The 15,420-nt window shown below is 59.3% G+C and carries 15 protein-coding genes and 2 pseudogenes; 9 read left to right on the top strand and 8 right to left on the bottom strand.

The window, feature by feature from the left end; genetic code table 11:
* Positions 1-3: 3 nt before the first annotated feature.
* Both JFU48_RS24935 and JFU48_RS24930 read right to left on the bottom strand, forming a co-directional pair.
* The gene (locus JFU48_RS24935; RefSeq protein ID WP_201137992.1) at positions 4-1,140 is read right to left on the bottom strand and encodes a tyrosine-type recombinase/integrase; all 1,137 of its coding nucleotides are present in this window, start codon (positions 1,138-1,140) and stop codon (positions 4-6) included.
* Between the two features lie 348 nt (positions 1,141-1,488).
* Positions 1,489-2,651: pseudogene (locus JFU48_RS24930) on the bottom strand (IS3 family transposase).
* 259 nt (positions 2,652-2,910) lie between these two features.
* Here JFU48_RS24930 and JFU48_RS24925 point away from each other — a divergent pair.
* A pseudogene (locus JFU48_RS24925) lies at positions 2,911-3,525 on the top strand (SulP family inorganic anion transporter); the annotation flags it as partial.
* A 114-nt stretch (positions 3,526-3,639) separates the two neighbouring features.
* On the opposite strand, the gene JFU48_RS24920 reads toward JFU48_RS24925, so the two are convergent.
* Positions 3,640-4,533 carry a DMT family transporter gene (locus tag JFU48_RS24920; protein WP_201137991.1) on the bottom strand — a complete coding sequence of 298 codons (894 nt, stop codon included), beginning with the start codon at positions 4,531-4,533 and terminating at the stop codon, positions 3,640-3,642.
* A gap of 91 nt (positions 4,534-4,624) precedes the next feature.
* Here JFU48_RS24920 and JFU48_RS24915 point away from each other — a divergent pair, with 91 nt between their 5' ends.
* On the top strand, positions 4,625-5,956 hold the full coding sequence (locus JFU48_RS24915; protein ID WP_201137990.1) for an aminotransferase-like domain-containing protein: 1,332 nt from the start codon (positions 4,625-4,627) through the stop codon (positions 5,954-5,956).
* Between the two features lie 161 nt (positions 5,957-6,117).
* Positions 6,118-6,504: a c-type cytochrome gene (locus tag JFU48_RS24910; protein ID WP_103521205.1), complete on the top strand. Its 387-nt coding sequence runs from the start codon at positions 6,118-6,120 to the stop codon at positions 6,502-6,504.
* Here JFU48_RS24910 and JFU48_RS24905 read toward each other — a convergent pair.
* On the bottom strand, positions 6,501-7,385 hold the full coding sequence (locus JFU48_RS24905) for a LysR substrate-binding domain-containing protein (RefSeq protein ID WP_201137989.1): 885 nt from the start codon (positions 7,383-7,385) through the stop codon (positions 6,501-6,503). The two genes, JFU48_RS24910 and JFU48_RS24905, sit on opposite strands and share 4 nt — an antisense overlap.
* A gap of 160 nt (positions 7,386-7,545) precedes the next feature.
* On the opposite strand from JFU48_RS24905, the gene JFU48_RS24900 reads away from it, so the two are divergent.
* The 3 genes from JFU48_RS24900 to JFU48_RS24890 all read left to right on the top strand — a co-directional run bounded on the left by JFU48_RS24900 (position 7,546) and on the right by JFU48_RS24890 (position 10,484).
* Complete coding sequence (locus JFU48_RS24900) at positions 7,546-8,847, top strand: NAD(P)/FAD-dependent oxidoreductase (protein WP_201137988.1); 1,302 nt, start codon at positions 7,546-7,548, stop codon at positions 8,845-8,847.
* A gap of 51 nt (positions 8,848-8,898) precedes the next feature.
* On the top strand, positions 8,899-9,984 hold the full coding sequence (locus JFU48_RS24895; RefSeq protein ID WP_201137987.1) for a polyamine ABC transporter substrate-binding protein: 1,086 nt from the start codon (positions 8,899-8,901) through the stop codon (positions 9,982-9,984).
* A gap of 164 nt (positions 9,985-10,148) precedes the next feature.
* Positions 10,149-10,484, top strand: coding sequence for a hypothetical protein (locus tag JFU48_RS24890; RefSeq protein ID WP_103486103.1), 336 nt, complete (start codon positions 10,149-10,151; stop codon positions 10,482-10,484).
* A gap of 65 nt (positions 10,485-10,549) precedes the next feature.
* On the opposite strand, the gene JFU48_RS24885 is transcribed toward JFU48_RS24890, so the two are convergent.
* Both JFU48_RS24885 and JFU48_RS24880 read right to left on the bottom strand, forming a co-directional pair.
* On the bottom strand, positions 10,550-11,029 hold the full coding sequence (locus tag JFU48_RS24885) for a phage infection protein (protein ID WP_201137986.1): 480 nt from the start codon (positions 11,027-11,029) through the stop codon (positions 10,550-10,552).
* 124 nt (positions 11,030-11,153) lie between these two features.
* Complete coding sequence (locus tag JFU48_RS24880) at positions 11,154-11,723, bottom strand: chorismate mutase (RefSeq protein WP_201137985.1); 570 nt, start codon at positions 11,721-11,723, stop codon at positions 11,154-11,156.
* Between the two features lie 126 nt (positions 11,724-11,849).
* On the opposite strand from JFU48_RS24880, the gene JFU48_RS24875 reads away from it, so the two are divergent.
* Together JFU48_RS24875 and JFU48_RS24870 are read left to right on the top strand one after the other, a co-directional pair.
* Positions 11,850-13,208 carry an MATE family efflux transporter gene (locus JFU48_RS24875; protein WP_103484944.1) on the top strand — a complete coding sequence of 453 codons (1,359 nt, stop codon included), beginning with the start codon at positions 11,850-11,852 and terminating at the stop codon, positions 13,206-13,208.
* Between the two features lie 98 nt (positions 13,209-13,306).
* Positions 13,307-13,867: a YceI family protein gene (locus JFU48_RS24870; protein WP_201137984.1), complete on the top strand. Its 561-nt coding sequence runs from the start codon at positions 13,307-13,309 to the stop codon at positions 13,865-13,867.
* Positions 13,868-13,882: 15 nt separating this feature from the next.
* On the opposite strand, the gene JFU48_RS24865 is transcribed toward JFU48_RS24870, so the two are convergent.
* Both JFU48_RS24865 and JFU48_RS24860 read right to left on the bottom strand, forming a co-directional pair.
* The gene (locus JFU48_RS24865) at positions 13,883-14,095 is read right to left on the bottom strand and encodes a YXWGXW repeat-containing protein (protein WP_003223909.1); all 213 of its coding nucleotides are present in this window, start codon (positions 14,093-14,095) and stop codon (positions 13,883-13,885) included.
* Positions 14,096-14,136: 41 nt separating this feature from the next.
* On the bottom strand, positions 14,137-14,460 hold the full coding sequence (locus JFU48_RS24860; RefSeq protein WP_097088058.1) for a YXWGXW repeat-containing protein: 324 nt from the start codon (positions 14,458-14,460) through the stop codon (positions 14,137-14,139).
* A gap of 194 nt (positions 14,461-14,654) precedes the next feature.
* On the opposite strand from JFU48_RS24860, the gene JFU48_RS24855 reads away from it, so the two are divergent.
* A complete protein-coding gene (locus JFU48_RS24855) occupies positions 14,655-15,341 on the top strand; it encodes a GNAT family N-acetyltransferase (protein WP_201137983.1) in 687 nt (228 codons plus the stop codon).
* The last annotated feature ends 79 nt before the right edge of the window (positions 15,342-15,420 follow it).

Raw genomic sequence — 15,420 nt, 5'->3', positions numbered from 1 at the left:
CCCTCAAACGACAGTGAAGCATTCTCTAGGGCTGTGAGCTTCGGTGCGTTCTTGTAACGCATCGAGAAAGTGAACATAGGCGTAGGTGGTTTCAATGTCTGTATGCCCCATCAGTTCCTGCAGAATCGTTAGGGGAAGGTCGTTTTCAATTAGGTACCTGGCCATGTTGGTGGCATAGCTATGGCGTAGCGAATGAAAACAGCGAGCGGTTGAACGCATCCATGCGTTAAGACTGTCGGGCACTTGACCGCAGATCAATGCTTTCCGCGCGTGATCAAAAAGGTAGGTGGTGTGGTGCATTCCCAGCGGATCCCCAGACCGTTTGCAGATCAGCAGCCGGCTATGGCCATGTTTATGGTGTGCGCCGTCAATAAAGCCTTCAATGTCCTCTCTGAGGCGCTGAGGGATGTAGACCTGTCTGACCTTTCCGGCTCCGCGCCCTTTTCCGATAATGTTCAGATTGAACCCAAGTTGGTTTTTCTGATTGGCGTCATTGATCGCTTTTCTAAATCGGGTGACCGCAATGTTTTTGGGATCGACTATTTCAGAACGGCGCCAGCCACTGAGGTAGCCTAGTTTTAAGCAAATCATGTCGCGCTGTTTTTCGAATTCGCTTTTGGTCGGAACCCAAGCGAGCAACTCATTGAACTCGTTCTCGGGGATGTACTGAGTGAACAGCTTGAAGCGATCAATGGAGTTGTCGCGAGCTAAATCAATTTTAATTCTATTCTGGATCGATTCGACCGATCCCCAAGAGAGCGTTCGCTTCTTTGGCGACCAACCATAGGCGTTTGCCCAGTTATAGAAGTCAATAATGACGGTGCGTGTCAGCTCAAGTGATTTCCCGCTAAGATTTTTCTCGCCTACTAGGATGTGCTCGAAATAAGCATGCAGAATTTCGTCACCGACACCGTCCCAATTGCCGATGTCAGGATCCTCTTCAATGGTCATGAGAAAATTGGCCAAACTGTAAGCGTAGGTGCGTAAGGTATTAGGGCGTGCACCATTGAGCGTTTTTCTGAGCAGAAATGCTGTGGCGGCCAGGTGGGGGCGATGATTTATGGTGTCAAAAACACCAAACACGGTTCTATTCGAGCCAGCATAAGGAATGTCGCTTTTTACTACTTTTAGCTGCGCCATACCATTGCCTCGGTGTGGTATTGCCGTTAGCAGAGTAATGATAGGAAACATTCAGAAAATGTAAATTTTTTGGCTGATTTTTTTGAGCGAGCCCGAAAAATCAATGGTTTGATGAAATCGCGTGTGGCTCACGGTCGTTGGGAGCTTTAAGGGAGTAGGGATGATGGCCCTTTACTATTTGAGTCGCCCTGATTCCATGCCCCATGCCCCATGCCCCATGCCCCATCCCCATGCCCCATCCCCCATCCCCCATGCCTTTAGAGGCAGCGCCGCTATTAGCAGTCAGCGCTATCCAAAAAAAATCAAAGTCAACACGGTCAATTAAGTGATCGGAAGTAGTTGTAGTGGTCAACTAATCCCGGACACGACGTTAAGTTTTTCCTCGGCCCGCGCTGGTGCCAACCTCTCGTTGAATTGGTGAGGCCGAATCCAGTTGTAGCGATGCATCAAAAAGTGGCTGATATCGCGCTGTGCTTCCTGCGCAGTTCGATAGCCCACGGTCGGTATCCATTCTGTTTTCAAGCTGCGAAATACGCGCTCCATCGGTGCGTTATCCCATCAGTTTCCTCGTCGACTCATGCTCTGACGCATGCGGTATCGCCACAACCGCTGGCGAAAGAGTCGGCTTGCATATTGCGATCCCTGGTCCGAGTGGAATAGCAAATCCGAAGGCCTGCCACGCTGCTCGTAGGCCATATCCAACGCTTTGATTACCAGCTCAGCATCTGGCTTTTCCGACAGCGCCCAGCCCACGATCCGACGCGTGCAAAGATCCAATACGACAGCCAGGTAATGCCACTTTCCTTGCGCCCAAATGTAGGTGATATCGCCGCACCAGACTTGATTGGGCGCTGGCACATCGAACTCGCGGTTCAATGTGTTCGGGATATCGAGTCTTTCTACTGTTGCTCGTTTGTAAGCATGGGAGCCGGGTTGTTTGCTGACTAAATCAAGCTCGCGCATCAAGCTACGCACTTTGAATCGACCGAGTTGCTTACCGTCTTCACGCATCAGCGACAGAATGCTGCGACTGCCCGCAGAGCTGCGACTTTGCGAGAACAGCTCACTGACGCGACTACGCAATCGAAGCCGTTCAACGTCGGGCGTTCGACGCTTGAGGCGGTGGGCGTAGTAACTTGAGCGGTTTACTTCAAACACTTGGCAAAGCCAATCAACCGGCTCGTGGACGCTCAGCTGATTGATCAGCGCGTACGCTCGTGATCTTCCGACATCAAGAGCGCGGTAGCCTTTTTTAATATCGATTTTTCCCGTTCAAGACGGGCGATCCGGGCTTCCAGCTCCTGGATTTTCTGCTGCTCCGGTGTCAGCGCTTTGCTCTGCGGAGTGACGCCTTGGCGTTCCTTCTGAACCGGGTCAACCCAACGGCGCAGGGCCGACTCGCCGACGCCGAGTGAACGGCTGGCTTCGATGTAGCTGTAGTTTTGCTTGAGCACGAGGTCGGCAGCCTCGCGTTTGAATTCAGGAGTAAAGGAGCGGCGTTGTTTGGTCATCTGACACCTCGATCTGGCGAGCATTCTCGCCTAAATGGGTGTCCGGTTTCATTAGACCGCTACAAGTTTCCTACCTCACAGGTAGCTGCGCGCCTGGGTGTGTCCTTACATAATCATTTGGCAGTGTTATGTCGTTACTTGGCGCAGTATTGCCGTCAGCAGAGAGGTGACGATAGGCATTGCCGAGGAGAGAAATTCTTTTCAACCGAGTTTCACTTTAAAAGGCGTAAAAAACATTAAAAAATAGGTGTTTGTATAAATCGGCCAGACCGTGATCAACCTCAGCTCCGGCGGGCGCGGGCGTTTGTCCGGTGTGGTAGCGGGTGTGTTGATTCTGTTGTTTATCCTGATTCTGTCGCCGCTGATCGAGCGCATTCCGCTGGCGGCGCTGGTGGGGGTGATGTTCGTGGTCTCGCAGCAAACCTTCGCCTGGGCGTCGTTGCGGGTATTGAACAAAGTGCCGCTTAACGATGTGCTGGTGATCATCGCCGTGACCACCATCACCGTGTTCACCGATCTGGCCACTGCCGTGCTCTGCGGGATCATCATCGCCGCGCTGAACTTCGCGTGGCAGCAGGCCCGCGAGTTGTACGCCGATGAGCATCTGGAAGCCGACGGCAGCAAACTCTACCGCCTGCACGGCACGCTGTTTTTCGCCTCGACCACGCCGTTCCTCAACCAGTTCGACCCGGCCAATGACCCGGCCCGGGTGACTCTGGATTGCCGGCATTTGAGCTTCGTCGATTATTCGGCGATTGCCGCGTTGAAGACCTTGCGTGAGCGTTACGCCAAGGCCGGGAAGGAATTGCAGGTGTTTCATCTGTCCGAGCGCTGCAAGAAGCTGTTGAAACGCGCCGGCGTCGAACACCACTGATCAAGTGTGGGAGCGGGCTTGCTCGCGAAGGCGGAATGTCAGTTAGAGATGAGGTTGACTGATCCTCCGCTTTCGCGAGCAAGCCCGCTCCCACAGATTAGATTCCAAACATAGCTACCCGGCGAACTTCTTCGCTCCGGCTACGCAGAGGATGACGCCTGCCGTCACCGCCAGCATCCCCACACTCACCTGTTCATGCAGCAACGTCGCCGCCAGTGCCAGACCGAAAAACGGCTGCAGCAATTGCAGTTGGCCGACAGCCGCGATCCCGCCCTGGGCCAGTCCGCGGTACCAGAACACAAAACCGATCAGCATGCTGAACAGCGCCACATAGGCCAGGCACATCCAGGCCGACAGGCTGATGTGGCTGAACGAGGCGGGCGCCAGGTACAGGCTGAGCAACGCCATCACCGGCAGTGACAACACCAGCGCCCAGCAAATCACCTGCCAGCCGCCGAGGACTCGCGACAGTTTCGCGCCTTCGGCGTAACCCAGGCCACAGGCCAGAATCGCGGCGAGCATCAGCAGGTCGCCGGTGGGCGAGGCGGTCAGCCCCTGTGACAGAGCAAAGCCGACGACCAACGCGCTGCCCAGAATCGAAAAAAACCAGAACACCGGTCGCGGGCGCTCGCCGCCGCGCAGCACGGCAAAAATCGCCGTCGCCAGTGGCAGCAATCCTACAAACACAATCGAATGCGCCGACGTCACGTGTTGCAGCGCCAATGCTGTCAGCAGTGGAAAACCCAGCACCACACCCAACGCCACAACCAACAACGACCACCACTGATCGCGTGCCGGACGCCGTTCGCGAAACAGCCACAGCAGAACCACCGCCAGCACCCCGGCAATGGCCGCGCGCGCCACGGTGAGAAACACCGGATCGAATTCCAGCACCGCCAGACGCGTGGCCGGGAGTGATCCGCTGAAGATCACCACGCCGATAAAACCATTGATCCAGCCGCTGGTTTTTTCCAGGGCCGGGTTAACCGGGTTCGAAGTCCGTTCCATAGAAGGTCGCGCTCAAAGGGTGGGGTTGCTTTCGAGCCATCCTGGAGCCGAGAATCAGCACAATCAAATAATTGTCATGGATACATCCGACATGTCGCGCTCGCGCTACAAAACCCTCGTTGACGCCTATGCCGCTGACATTCGCGCGGGGCGTCTGGCGCCCGGAACGCGACTGCCCACCCACCGGGAACTGGCGGCCAACGAAGGCCTGGCACTGGTTACTGCGTCGCGGGTGTACGCCGAGCTTGAGGCGATGGGGCTGGTCAGCGGCGAAACCGGGCGCGGGACGTTTGTACGCGAAACCTCGTTGTCGCCGGGGCAGGGCATCGACCAGAAAGACGTGGCGGTCGGCATGATCGACCTCAATTTCAACTATCCATCGTTGCCCGGTCAGGCCGATCTGTTGCGTACGGCGTTACGCCAACTGGCCCTGTCCGGTGATCTGGAAGCCTTGCTGCGTTACCAACCCCACGCCGGGCGCCCGCATGAGCGCGCCTCGATTGCGCGGCATTTGCAGGATCGCGGGGTGCAGGTCGATGCCGGGCAAGTGCTGATCGTCAACGGTGCCCAGCAAGGGTTGGCGGTGACGCTGATGGCGTTGCTCAAACCCGGCGATGTGATTGCAGCGGACGCACTGACCTATTCCGGCTTCAAGGTGCTGGCCGAAGCGCTGCATCTGGAAGTGGTGGCGATCCCGCCCGGTGATCACGGGCCGGACTTGGCGGTACTGGAAAAGCTATGTCGCAGCCGCTCGGTGCGGGCCGTGTACAGCATGCCGACGCTGCACAATCCATTGGGTTGGGTGACGCCGATCGAGCAGCGCGAGCAATTGGTCGCGCTCGCCCGAAGGCATGATCTGACGCTCATCGAGGACGCGGCCTACGCTTTTCTGGTGAAAAACCCACCGCGTACCCTGGTCGACCTGGCACCGGAGCGCACGGTGTACGTCTCGGGACTTTCGAAGAACATTGCCACTGGGCTGCGTGTCGGTTTCATTGCTGCGCCGCTGCAGACGGTGCCGGCGCTGGAACGGATCATTCGCGCCACCACCTGGAACACCCCCGGTGTGATGACTGCGATGGCTTGCGGCTGGCTCGACGACCGCACCGTCACCCTGCTCGAACAACAAAAACGCGACGACGCCAAGGCCCGGCAAACCCTGGCCGCCGAGTTGCTGCAAGGGCTGACCTGCATCGGCCATCCATCCTCATATTTCCTGTGGCTGCCACTGCCGGAAGACGTACGCGCCGATCAGATTGTGGTGGAGTTGATGCACCAGCAGATTTCGGTGACCACCGCCGAGCCGTTCGCTGTATCGGCGCATGTGCCGCATGCGATTCGGCTGGCGTTGGGTTCGGTGCCGATGGATGTCCTGCGTCAGGCATTGATCACCGTCAGAAAGGTCATCGGCGCTTACCTGTAAAAAGCACCTGCTGTGAAAAAACCTGTGGCGAGGGAGCTTGCTCGCGCTGGGTGCGAAGCGCCCCCTACGATGAGCCTGCTGCATAGGCCTGCGCGAGCAAGCTCCCTCGCCACAAAGTGTTAGCCTTGCCTCAACTGCATCACACCGTTCTGGATCGCCCGATGAAAAACACCGTTGCACTGCTTCTTGCCCTCACCGCAACCGCCATTCTGTTCAGCTCAACTGCCCGCGCCGCAGGCGATCCGGCAGCCGGCGAAAAGATCTTCCCGCGCCTGTGTGGCGGATGCCACCAGGTCGGGCCGGATGCGCGCCCAGGGTTCGGCCCGCAACTCAACGGCATCATCGGTCGACCCGCCGGGACGTCGGCCAATTACGTGTATTCCGACGCGATGAAAAATTCCGGCAAGACTTGGGATCGTGAAACGCTGACTGCGTATCTGAAAGATCCAAAGGGCGTGGTGCCAGGCACGCGCATGATTTTCTGGGGGCTGAGTGATGAGGAGAAGATCGATAATTTGCTCGCGTATCTGCAGCAATTCTCCAACTAAATGTTTTGCTCGGCCTGCGCGGCGAACCACTGCATGACCACCGTGCACGCCGCATGCGAAGCCGCTGCCGGTTGCAGGCACAGCGCGTAAATCCCGCCCGTTTTCAGCGGTGGTCCGAACGGCACCACCAACACCCCGCGCTCGATGGACTCTGCCGCGAGCGTCATGTCCGTCACCGCAACGCCCAGGCCTCGCGCCGCCGCATCCAGTGCCAGCTCATCGAGGTTGAACGGAATGTGCCGGTAACTTTCCAGTGGCTTGCCGCCATTGGCCGCCAGCCATTCGATCCACGCCTGGCGATCGGCAGAGCGATGCAGCAACGCAAAGCGCTGCAACTCCGCGACTGATCGAGGCGCCTGCGGCAGGCTCGGCGCACACACGGGCACCAGCGTTTCCTCAAACAGCGTCAGGCAGTCTGCGTCACTGGTTGGCTGCGGCAGATAAAGAATGTAGGCGTCGCTGTCACTGGCCGGTTCCACAACCTCGGTGGCAACGGTTTCTATCGCCAGCGAGACCTCGGGGTGGCTGAGGTAGAAGTCGTTGAGTTTGGGCAGCAGCCAGCGCACCGCCAGTGACACATGCATACGAATGCGGAACGGGCGTTGCTGCGGGACGAGGCGTTCTTCAAGGGTTTTCAATTGTTCGAGAATGCTGACGGCGCTGGCCAGTACCTGTTCGCCTTCCGGGGTCAGGCGCAGGCTGCGGCTGGTTCTGATGAACAGCGCAACGTTGAAATGGTTTTCCAGTTGCTGGATCTGCCGGCTCACCGCGCTTTGGGTCAGGCACAGCTGTTGCGCGGCCTGGGTGAAGCTGGCGCAACGGGCGACTTCAACCAGCGTCTGCATGGCCTGCAGGGACGGTACGTGGCGGATTTTATCCATGCGTTTTCAGAATGGCTCGATGATTTTATAACGTTGGTTGGGCCAGCCAAGACCTTATAGATTTTAGCTCTGGCGGCGAACTTTACGTTTTCTCCATGCGATTCACGCATGAGCGAAGGTCAAAGGCAAGCCGTGCAACGACAGTCGAATGAGGTCAGCAATGGAAAACGTATGTGGCTGGATCGCCCAGGCCGGCAGCTCGCCGCAGCGCGGTCGCCTGAGCGGTGCGCAACAAGCCGATTGGCTGGTGATCGGCGGGGGCATTACCGGCCTCAGCGCCGCGCACAACCTGGCACAAATGCACCCACAGGCGCGCATCGTGGTGGTTGACCGCCAGCGTGCGGCGCAAGGTGCTTCGGCACGCAACTCGGGGTTTGTCGTGGCCCACGAGCATCCGGCCGACAGTGAATTGATCGGCGCGCCAGGCTTTGCCGGGTTCGAAATCGACACGGCGATTTCCCGTGCCGCCAGCGACGCGGTGCGCCAGACCATCGCGCAACATGCCATCGACTGCGACTTTCGCGACAACGGTTATTTCTTCGCCGTCAGCGACGCCGCCAAACTCAGCCATGTCGACGCCAAACTGGCGACCTTGCGCGCCCTCGGTGCCCGCGCAGAATTTCTCCAGGGCGATGCGCTGGCGCAGAAACTCGGCACCCGGCATTACGCGGCGGGGATCTGGTGCGGCAACGGCAATGCGCTGTTGCAACCGGCCAAATACGTGAAGGGCCTGTTCAATGCGCTGCCGGGAAATGTCAGCGTTTACGAACACACCGACATCATCAGTCTGGTGCGCATGAGCCACGGCCGGCTGCGAGCCTGCGCGGTGAGTGGCAGCGTTGAGGCCAAACGGGTGCTGGTGTGCCTGAACGCATTCATTCCCCGGGTCGGCATCCATGACAGTGCGACCTTCCCGATGGAACTCAGCGCCAGTCTCACCCGGCCGCTCAGCGATGAGGAATTTCAGGCCATCGGCGCCGTCGAGCCTTGGGGCGTGCTGTCGACCCGGCCGCTGGGCGCCACGGTGCGCCTGACCCCGGACCGCCGGGTGATGATCCGCAACACCGCCGAATACCGCACGCGCGATTTATCTGAAAGCGAATTGGTGCTGCGCCGCGAGCATCATGTGCGTGGTCTGCAACGACGTTTTCCGTTCCTCGGCGCGCGAGACATCCAGTACACCTGGACCGGCCACCTGAGTGCGACCCGCAGCGGTCAGGCGTTTTTTCAGAAGGTGGAAGAGGGCGTGTTTGCCGTCGCCGGTTGCAACGGTTCCGGGGTGGCGCGCGGCACGCTGTGGGGACGCTTGCTGGCGGAACTGGCGTGCGGTGTCGACTCACCGTTGCTGCAATCGGTGATGCAACGGGCCGAACCCGGTTGGTTGCCACCGCGACCTTTTTTCGACATCGGTGCCATGCTTCGCATGCGCGTGGAGGCAGTCAGGGCCAGAACAGAAATCTGAAGTTTCGCCTACCGCACAACAACAAAAGCCACTCAACACAGGTGACAGACCATGCGCATCAACCCACTTTCCCTGGCAGTCCTGCTCGCGGCCAGCACGGCCGCTTGTGCCGACGAAACCGTCAACATTTCCAACTGGAACAGCTACATCGCCCCGGACACTCTGGCCAATTTCACCCAGGCCACGGGGATCAAGACCACCTACGATATTCACGACAGCAACGAAGTGCTGGAATCGAAGTTGATGACCGGCAACACCGGTTATGACGTGGTCAGCCCGTCTAACCACTTTCTGTCGCGACTGATCAAGGCCGGCGCGATTCAGAAACTCGACCGGTCGCAGCTGCCGAACTGGAAGAACCTCGACCCGGTACTGCTGCAAAAACTTGAAGTCAACGATCCCGGCAATCAGTACGGCTATCCCTACATGTGGGGCACGGCCGGCATCGGTTACAACGTCGAGAAGATCAAGGCGATTTTCGGCAACACCGATGTCACGCAGTCATGGGACTTTTTCTTCAAGGAAGAAAACATCAAGAAGCTGAGCCAGTGCGGCGTGGCGTTCATCGACAACCCGACCCAGGTGCTGCCGATCACGCTCAATTACCTGCACTTGCCAGCGCACAGTCACGAACCGGCGGATTACAAACAAGCCGAGCAGGCGCTGCTGAAGATTCGTCCGTACATTCAGTACTTCCACGCCTCGAAGTACATCAGCGACCTGGCCAACGGCAACGTCTGCGCGGTGATCGGCTTCAATGGTGACATCGTCCAGGCCGCGGCCAGCGCGAAAGACGCCAGGAATGGCATCAACATCGCCTACTCGATCCCGAAAGAAGGCACGACGCTGTGGTTCGACATGGTAGTCATGCCCAAAAACGCGCCGCATGAAAAGAACGGTTACGCCTACATGAACTACCTGCTTGACCCCAAAGTGGTGGCCAACATCAGCAACAGCATTCATTACGCCAATCCCAATGCGGCGGCTGATCAGTACCTCAACGCGGACGTGAAGCAGGATCCGGCCATCTACCCGCCCAAAGACGTGATGCAGCGGTTGTTCACCGTGGAAGAGCTGCCGGCGGCGATTGCGCGGTTGTCGACGCGGTTGTGGACGAAATTGAAAACCAACACCTGATGGCAACCACCCTGTGCAGGGGCGATGGCGCCAGCGCCTGCACGGAGTATGTGTCAGACACACTTCATGAAACTTGTCGGGGTTGATACTAAAAAGCCACTGCCTCCGGTAGAGTGTGCGCCGCCCGAGAGATGGATCCCGGGCTAACACCCATGGAGTTTGCAGTGAAATATCTGAGCAAAGTAGTCGCCGCCGCACTGTTCGGTGTGGTTCTGGCAGGTTGCACCGGCACCCCGATGAACACCAAGCAATATGACAGCAGTCAATACACCGTGATTGGCCACAGTGAAGCTACCGCCACCGGTCTGATGCTGTTCGGCGTAATCCCGATCCAACAGAACAACCGCTTCGTGCGCGCGCAGACTGCGGCCATCAAAGCCAAGGGCGGCGATGCGATGATCAATACCCAAGTTCAGGAAAACTGGTTCTGGGCATGGGTTCTGAGCGGCTACACCACCAAGATTTCCGGTGATGTGATCAAGCTGAAAACCGCGCAGTAAACCGCGGTTGAACGCAAAAGCCCGGCTGATCAGGCCGGGCTTTTTTATGGGCTGGGGGCGTCGATTCAGGCGACGCGGCGCTCGTTCAAACGATCCGCACCACCTTCGGCCACACGGCGTTCCAGCAGACGATCCGAGCCACCTTCGGCCACGCGGCGTTCCAGCAGACGATCCGAGCCACCTTCGGCCACGCGGCGTTCCAGCAGACGATCCGAGCCACCTTCGGCCACGCGGCGTTCCAGCAGACGATCCGAGCCACCTTCGGCCACGCGGCGTTCCAGCAGACGATCCGAGCCACCTTCGGCCACGCGGCGTTCCAGCAGACGATCCGAGCCACCTTCAGCCACACGGCGTTCCAGCAGACGATCCGAGCCACCTTCGGCCACGCGGCGTTCCAGCAAACGATCAGAACCACCTTCAGCCAAACGGCTTTCAATCAACTTGTCCGAGCCGCCTTCAGCGACCAGGGTGTGAGCGGGCGTTGCTGCAAAAGCGTTAACTGCGAGAACCGAGAAAGCGATGCCGAGGATGGTTTGGCGTTTCATGATCGTGTGCTCCGGGGTGTATTGGGTGGGTATGGAGCGGATGTTACGCCGCGGAGTTTTTATGAGAACTTCATTGACGTGATGGTGACTATCGACGCCAGCGATGTGTGCCAGCCCCCCTGTTCTAGAGATGTTCCGCGCGAATGCACAGCTCTCCGGTGGCGCGGGTCAGGGCCAGGTCGTGCAGTGCGTCGTGGGTCAGACCCTGGCGAGCCTGGGCCAGCAAGGCCGGGCAATTCGGGGCGCGGCGAAACGGCGCGAAGTCGGCGTACTGGCGCAGCAGGCGGGTCTGCAACTCGTCCAGGCGCGGACGAATTTGCCTGGCCAGATCCGGACGCGGAGTGTCCGGCGCCACACCGGCCGTTTGCCATTGTGCGAGCAATCCGTACTGCACCAATTTGTTGGCCTCCATTTGCGCCGCAATCAACTGCGCAACGTCTTCGGGGTCGAGCTGGTGTTCGGTCGCCAAGGTGCGGGCATTGGCGATGACCTGAGCTTCGCGCGGGCTGTCCTGAATCGGCTTGCCGCTGTCCCATTTGGTCAGCGCTACCAGATCGCCGATGTTCAGGCGCTCGTTCAATGTTGCCAGCAAGGGGCGCAACGCTTCGGCGGGAGCGGGGGCTTCGGCGGCACCAGCGATGTGGCTGAAAACAACCAGCACGGAACAGGTCAGAGCATTTCGCAGAAGAGGCATGGCAAGGCGCGATCCAATGATAAGAGTGCCGCCATTTAAGCCTTGCGCCGAGGTGATGTCGACTGACTTTAACCCGCGCATCTAGCGTAATATCCATCGCATCTCCCACCCCGAGACGGATCCTCAATGCAAACCCCTGCCACCACCAAACCCCTCTGGCAAACCTACCTGCTGTTCCTCGCGCCGATGGTGCTGTCGAACTTCCTGCAATCGATGTCGGGCACGATCAACAGCATCTACATCGGGCAGATGCTCGGCACTCAGGCGTTGGCGGCGGTGTCGGGGATGTTTCCGATCATCTTTTTCTTCATCGCGCTGGTGATCGGTCTGGGCGCGGGGGCCGGGGTGTTGATCGGTCAGGCGTGGGGCGCACGTGAGGCGCACATGGTCAAGGCGATCGCCGGGGCAACGCTGTTGCTGGGGGTATTGATCGGCTTGCTCGCGGCGGTGCTGGGCAGTGTGTTTGCACGGCAGGCGTTGCAGGGGTTGGGGACGCCTGCGGATGTGCTGGATGATGCGGTGGCGTATGCGCACGTGATGATGTGGATTCTGCCGTCGATGCTGGTGTTTGTGCTGTTCACGCAGTTGCTGCGCGGGGTCAGTGACACCGTGTCACCACTGTTGGCGCTGATCGTGTCGACCTCGGTCGGGCTGGCGCTGACCCCGGCGTTGATTCGTGGCTGGTTCGGTTTGCCCCAATTGGGGATCCAGAGCGCCGCCTTCGCTGGTCTGGCGGGTAACCTGTCGGCGATGGCGTGGCTGGCCTGGCGGCTGATTCGCAAGAACCATCCGCTGGCCCCAGACCGCGAGTTCTTCGCGGCACTGCGGCTGGACGGGGCGATTCTGGGCAAGGTACTGCGCATCGGTCTGCCGACCGGGGTGCAGATGATTGTGCTGTCGCTGTCGGAGCTGGTGATCCTGGCGCTAGTGAATCAGCACGGTTCCCAGGCGACGGCGGCGTATGGCGCGGTCACGCAGATCGTCAACTACGTGCAGTTTCCGGCGCTGTCGATTGCGATCACCGCGTCGATCCTCGGCGCGCAGGCCATCGGTGCCGGGCAACTGCAGCGCATGGGGCCGATCCTGCGCACCGGGCTGCTGATCAACGTGTGTCTGACCGGTGGCTTGATCGTGCTCGGTTACCTGTTGTCGCACTGGCTGCTGGGGTTGTTCCTGACCGAGGATTCGACCCGGGTGATGGCCGAACATTTGCTGCACATCATGCTCTGGAGCCTGCTGGTGTTTGGTTTTCAGGCGATCATCGGCGGGATCATGCGCGCCAGTGGCACGGTGCTGGTGCCGGTGGCCATTGCGATTATCTGTGTGGTTGGCGTGCAGTTACCGGCGGCTTACTGGCTGGATGGGCAGTACGGTTTGCAGGGGGTGTGGATGGCGTTTCCGGTGGCGTATCTGGGCATGCTGGTGTTGCAGACGCTGTATTACAAACTGGTTTGGCAGCATCAGAAGATCGAGCGGCTGGTCTGAGCCCGAACCACACCGGCAGACAAATGACATGGCGCATCCGCGGGTTGTTTGCTTAAGTCAGTCGAGGCCTCGAAGGTTTGGCCTGTCCGGAGAATCCCATGCGTGCCCGATTCACCGCTGTGGCCCTGTTTGCCTGCCTGTGTGCCACGAGCGCAGCGCAGGCCGCTGAGTACAACCGTGTCAACACCACCGCCAGCCAGATCAGTTTCACCTACAACCAGATGGGCTCGCTGATGTACGGCACCTTCGGCAAGTTCGACGCGACACTGCAGTTCGACAGCGACAACCTCGCCGACGCCCACACCACATTGCACATCGACCTCAACAGCATCGACGCCGGCAGCACCGACGCCAACACCGAACTGGTGAAGCCGGCGTGGTTCGATACGCAGCGCTTTCCCGTGGCTGTGTTCGAGTCCAGCCGTTTTACCCGGGTCACGGGCAATCATTATCTGATCGCCGGCCAGCTCACCCTCAAGGGCATCACCCGCGAGGTGCAGGTGCCGGTCGAGTTTAAACCGGACAGTTCGATCGGCATTTTCGACGGTGAACTGGTGCTCAAGCGTGACCAGTTCGGACTCGGGGCGGGGGAGTGGGCGGACACTGTGGTGTCCAACGACATCGCGATCAAGTTCAAGGTGGTGGCGCCACAGCAGTGACGCCACCGCTGGCGATCAATACGCGCGCCAGTGTCCCGGCGCCCAGCGCCACTCACGCCCATCCCAGCGATAGTGACCGGCGACCCAGTGATAACCGGGTGCTGGCATGACCGGCACGACTTCCACCGGCGGTGGCGGTCGATGCGGCCGGACCGGCTCGACGATGCAGCCGGACAAGGAGATCGCGACCAGAGAGGCAACGAGCAGGGTTTTCAGGTTTCGCGACATGGCGGTCTTCCCGGTAGATGAGTTGTTGTTGCCGAGCGGGTTCAACGGGCCCAGTGGCCTTCGACCCAGTACCAGTTAGGCCCGCGCGCCTGCCAATGGCCTGGTCGCCAGTGCGCGCCGTACCTCACCGGTTGCCAATGACCGGGCATCCAGACGTAGCCGCGTCCTTCCCAGCGCCAATGGCCCTGATCCCAGACATAACCGGGGCGCGGGCCGGGCATCACTTCCATGCGCATCGGCGGCGGTGCCTGCTGAATGTAAACCGGGGGTTGTGCAAACACCGGGGTGCTGGCCAGCGCTGCCAGGGTCAGCGGCACCAGCAACAAGGCTTGCCGCCATTTGAACAGAGAACGCAAAACGTTCATGTGAACTCCTCAAGGCCTGCGTTAAAAAAGTGAACGCAGCTGAAGAATTGGACGCTAAATCGGCGAAAGATCCGAGCCTTGGCAGATGAAATTTTCTTCAGGTCAACCGTCAGCTTGCTTCGGTATTTCCTGCGACGGTGGCAGGCGTCGGGACACGGTATGATGTCGCGGTTTTCCGCCGGAGTTCAGTTGTCATGCCACGCATCACCCACTACAAATCCCCATGCCCCGAAAGCGTCAACAGCCAGATTCTGCAACTGGTGGTCGACAATCTGACCGACATCAGCGCGGTCGGTCTCGGCCCGAGCAATCTGCTGTACAACGTCTATCAGTACGCGGTCGGCTATGAGGTGCATCTGTATCTGGAAGCGTTGAATGGCGACAAGGGCACTGAGGTGGAGTTGCTGGTGGCGACGGCCGAGGATGATCCGGAGCGGGTCACCGGTTTCCTTTTGTACCTGCCGGTGCAGGGCGATTGGGAAGCGTGCAGCGTCGCCTACATGGCGGTGCGCGAAGGCTATCGGCGCCAGGGCGTGGCGCGGGCGATGATCGGCGAGATGGTGACGCGTTATCCGCATGCCGAACTGACCTGCAGCGTCGGCAAGGTGCCGTACTTCGAGGCGCTGGGTTTCGAAGTGATCGGCGCTCGGGAAACCCAGGTGCTGATGAGTACCCGGCATTACCGCAGCAATGGCCTGCGCGGTTTCATCGACACCACGCCCATCTATCGCTCGCTGGAAGTGCAGCAGATCCACACCTACCTGCTACAGAAAAACGGCAAGCGCGCCATGCTCGACGCCGAGAAGCAGCGTGACCGGCATCTGGATCAGACCACCCGCCACGTCGAAGAATTTGTCCGCCAGCGCCTGACGCTGCACTGATTCAGACGCAAAAAACAGACAAAAAAGAGCCTCGAAGCTCTTTGATGGGGAGAAGTAGAGCCCACGAGGCTCAAGTTGC

Origin of the sequence: Pseudomonas sp. TH49 (genome assembly GCF_016650625.1) — a bacterium.
GTDB classification, from domain to species: domain Bacteria; phylum Pseudomonadota; class Gammaproteobacteria; order Pseudomonadales; family Pseudomonadaceae; genus Aquipseudomonas; species Aquipseudomonas fluorescens_H.
This window is presented reverse-complemented; position numbering and strand designations above follow the sequence as displayed.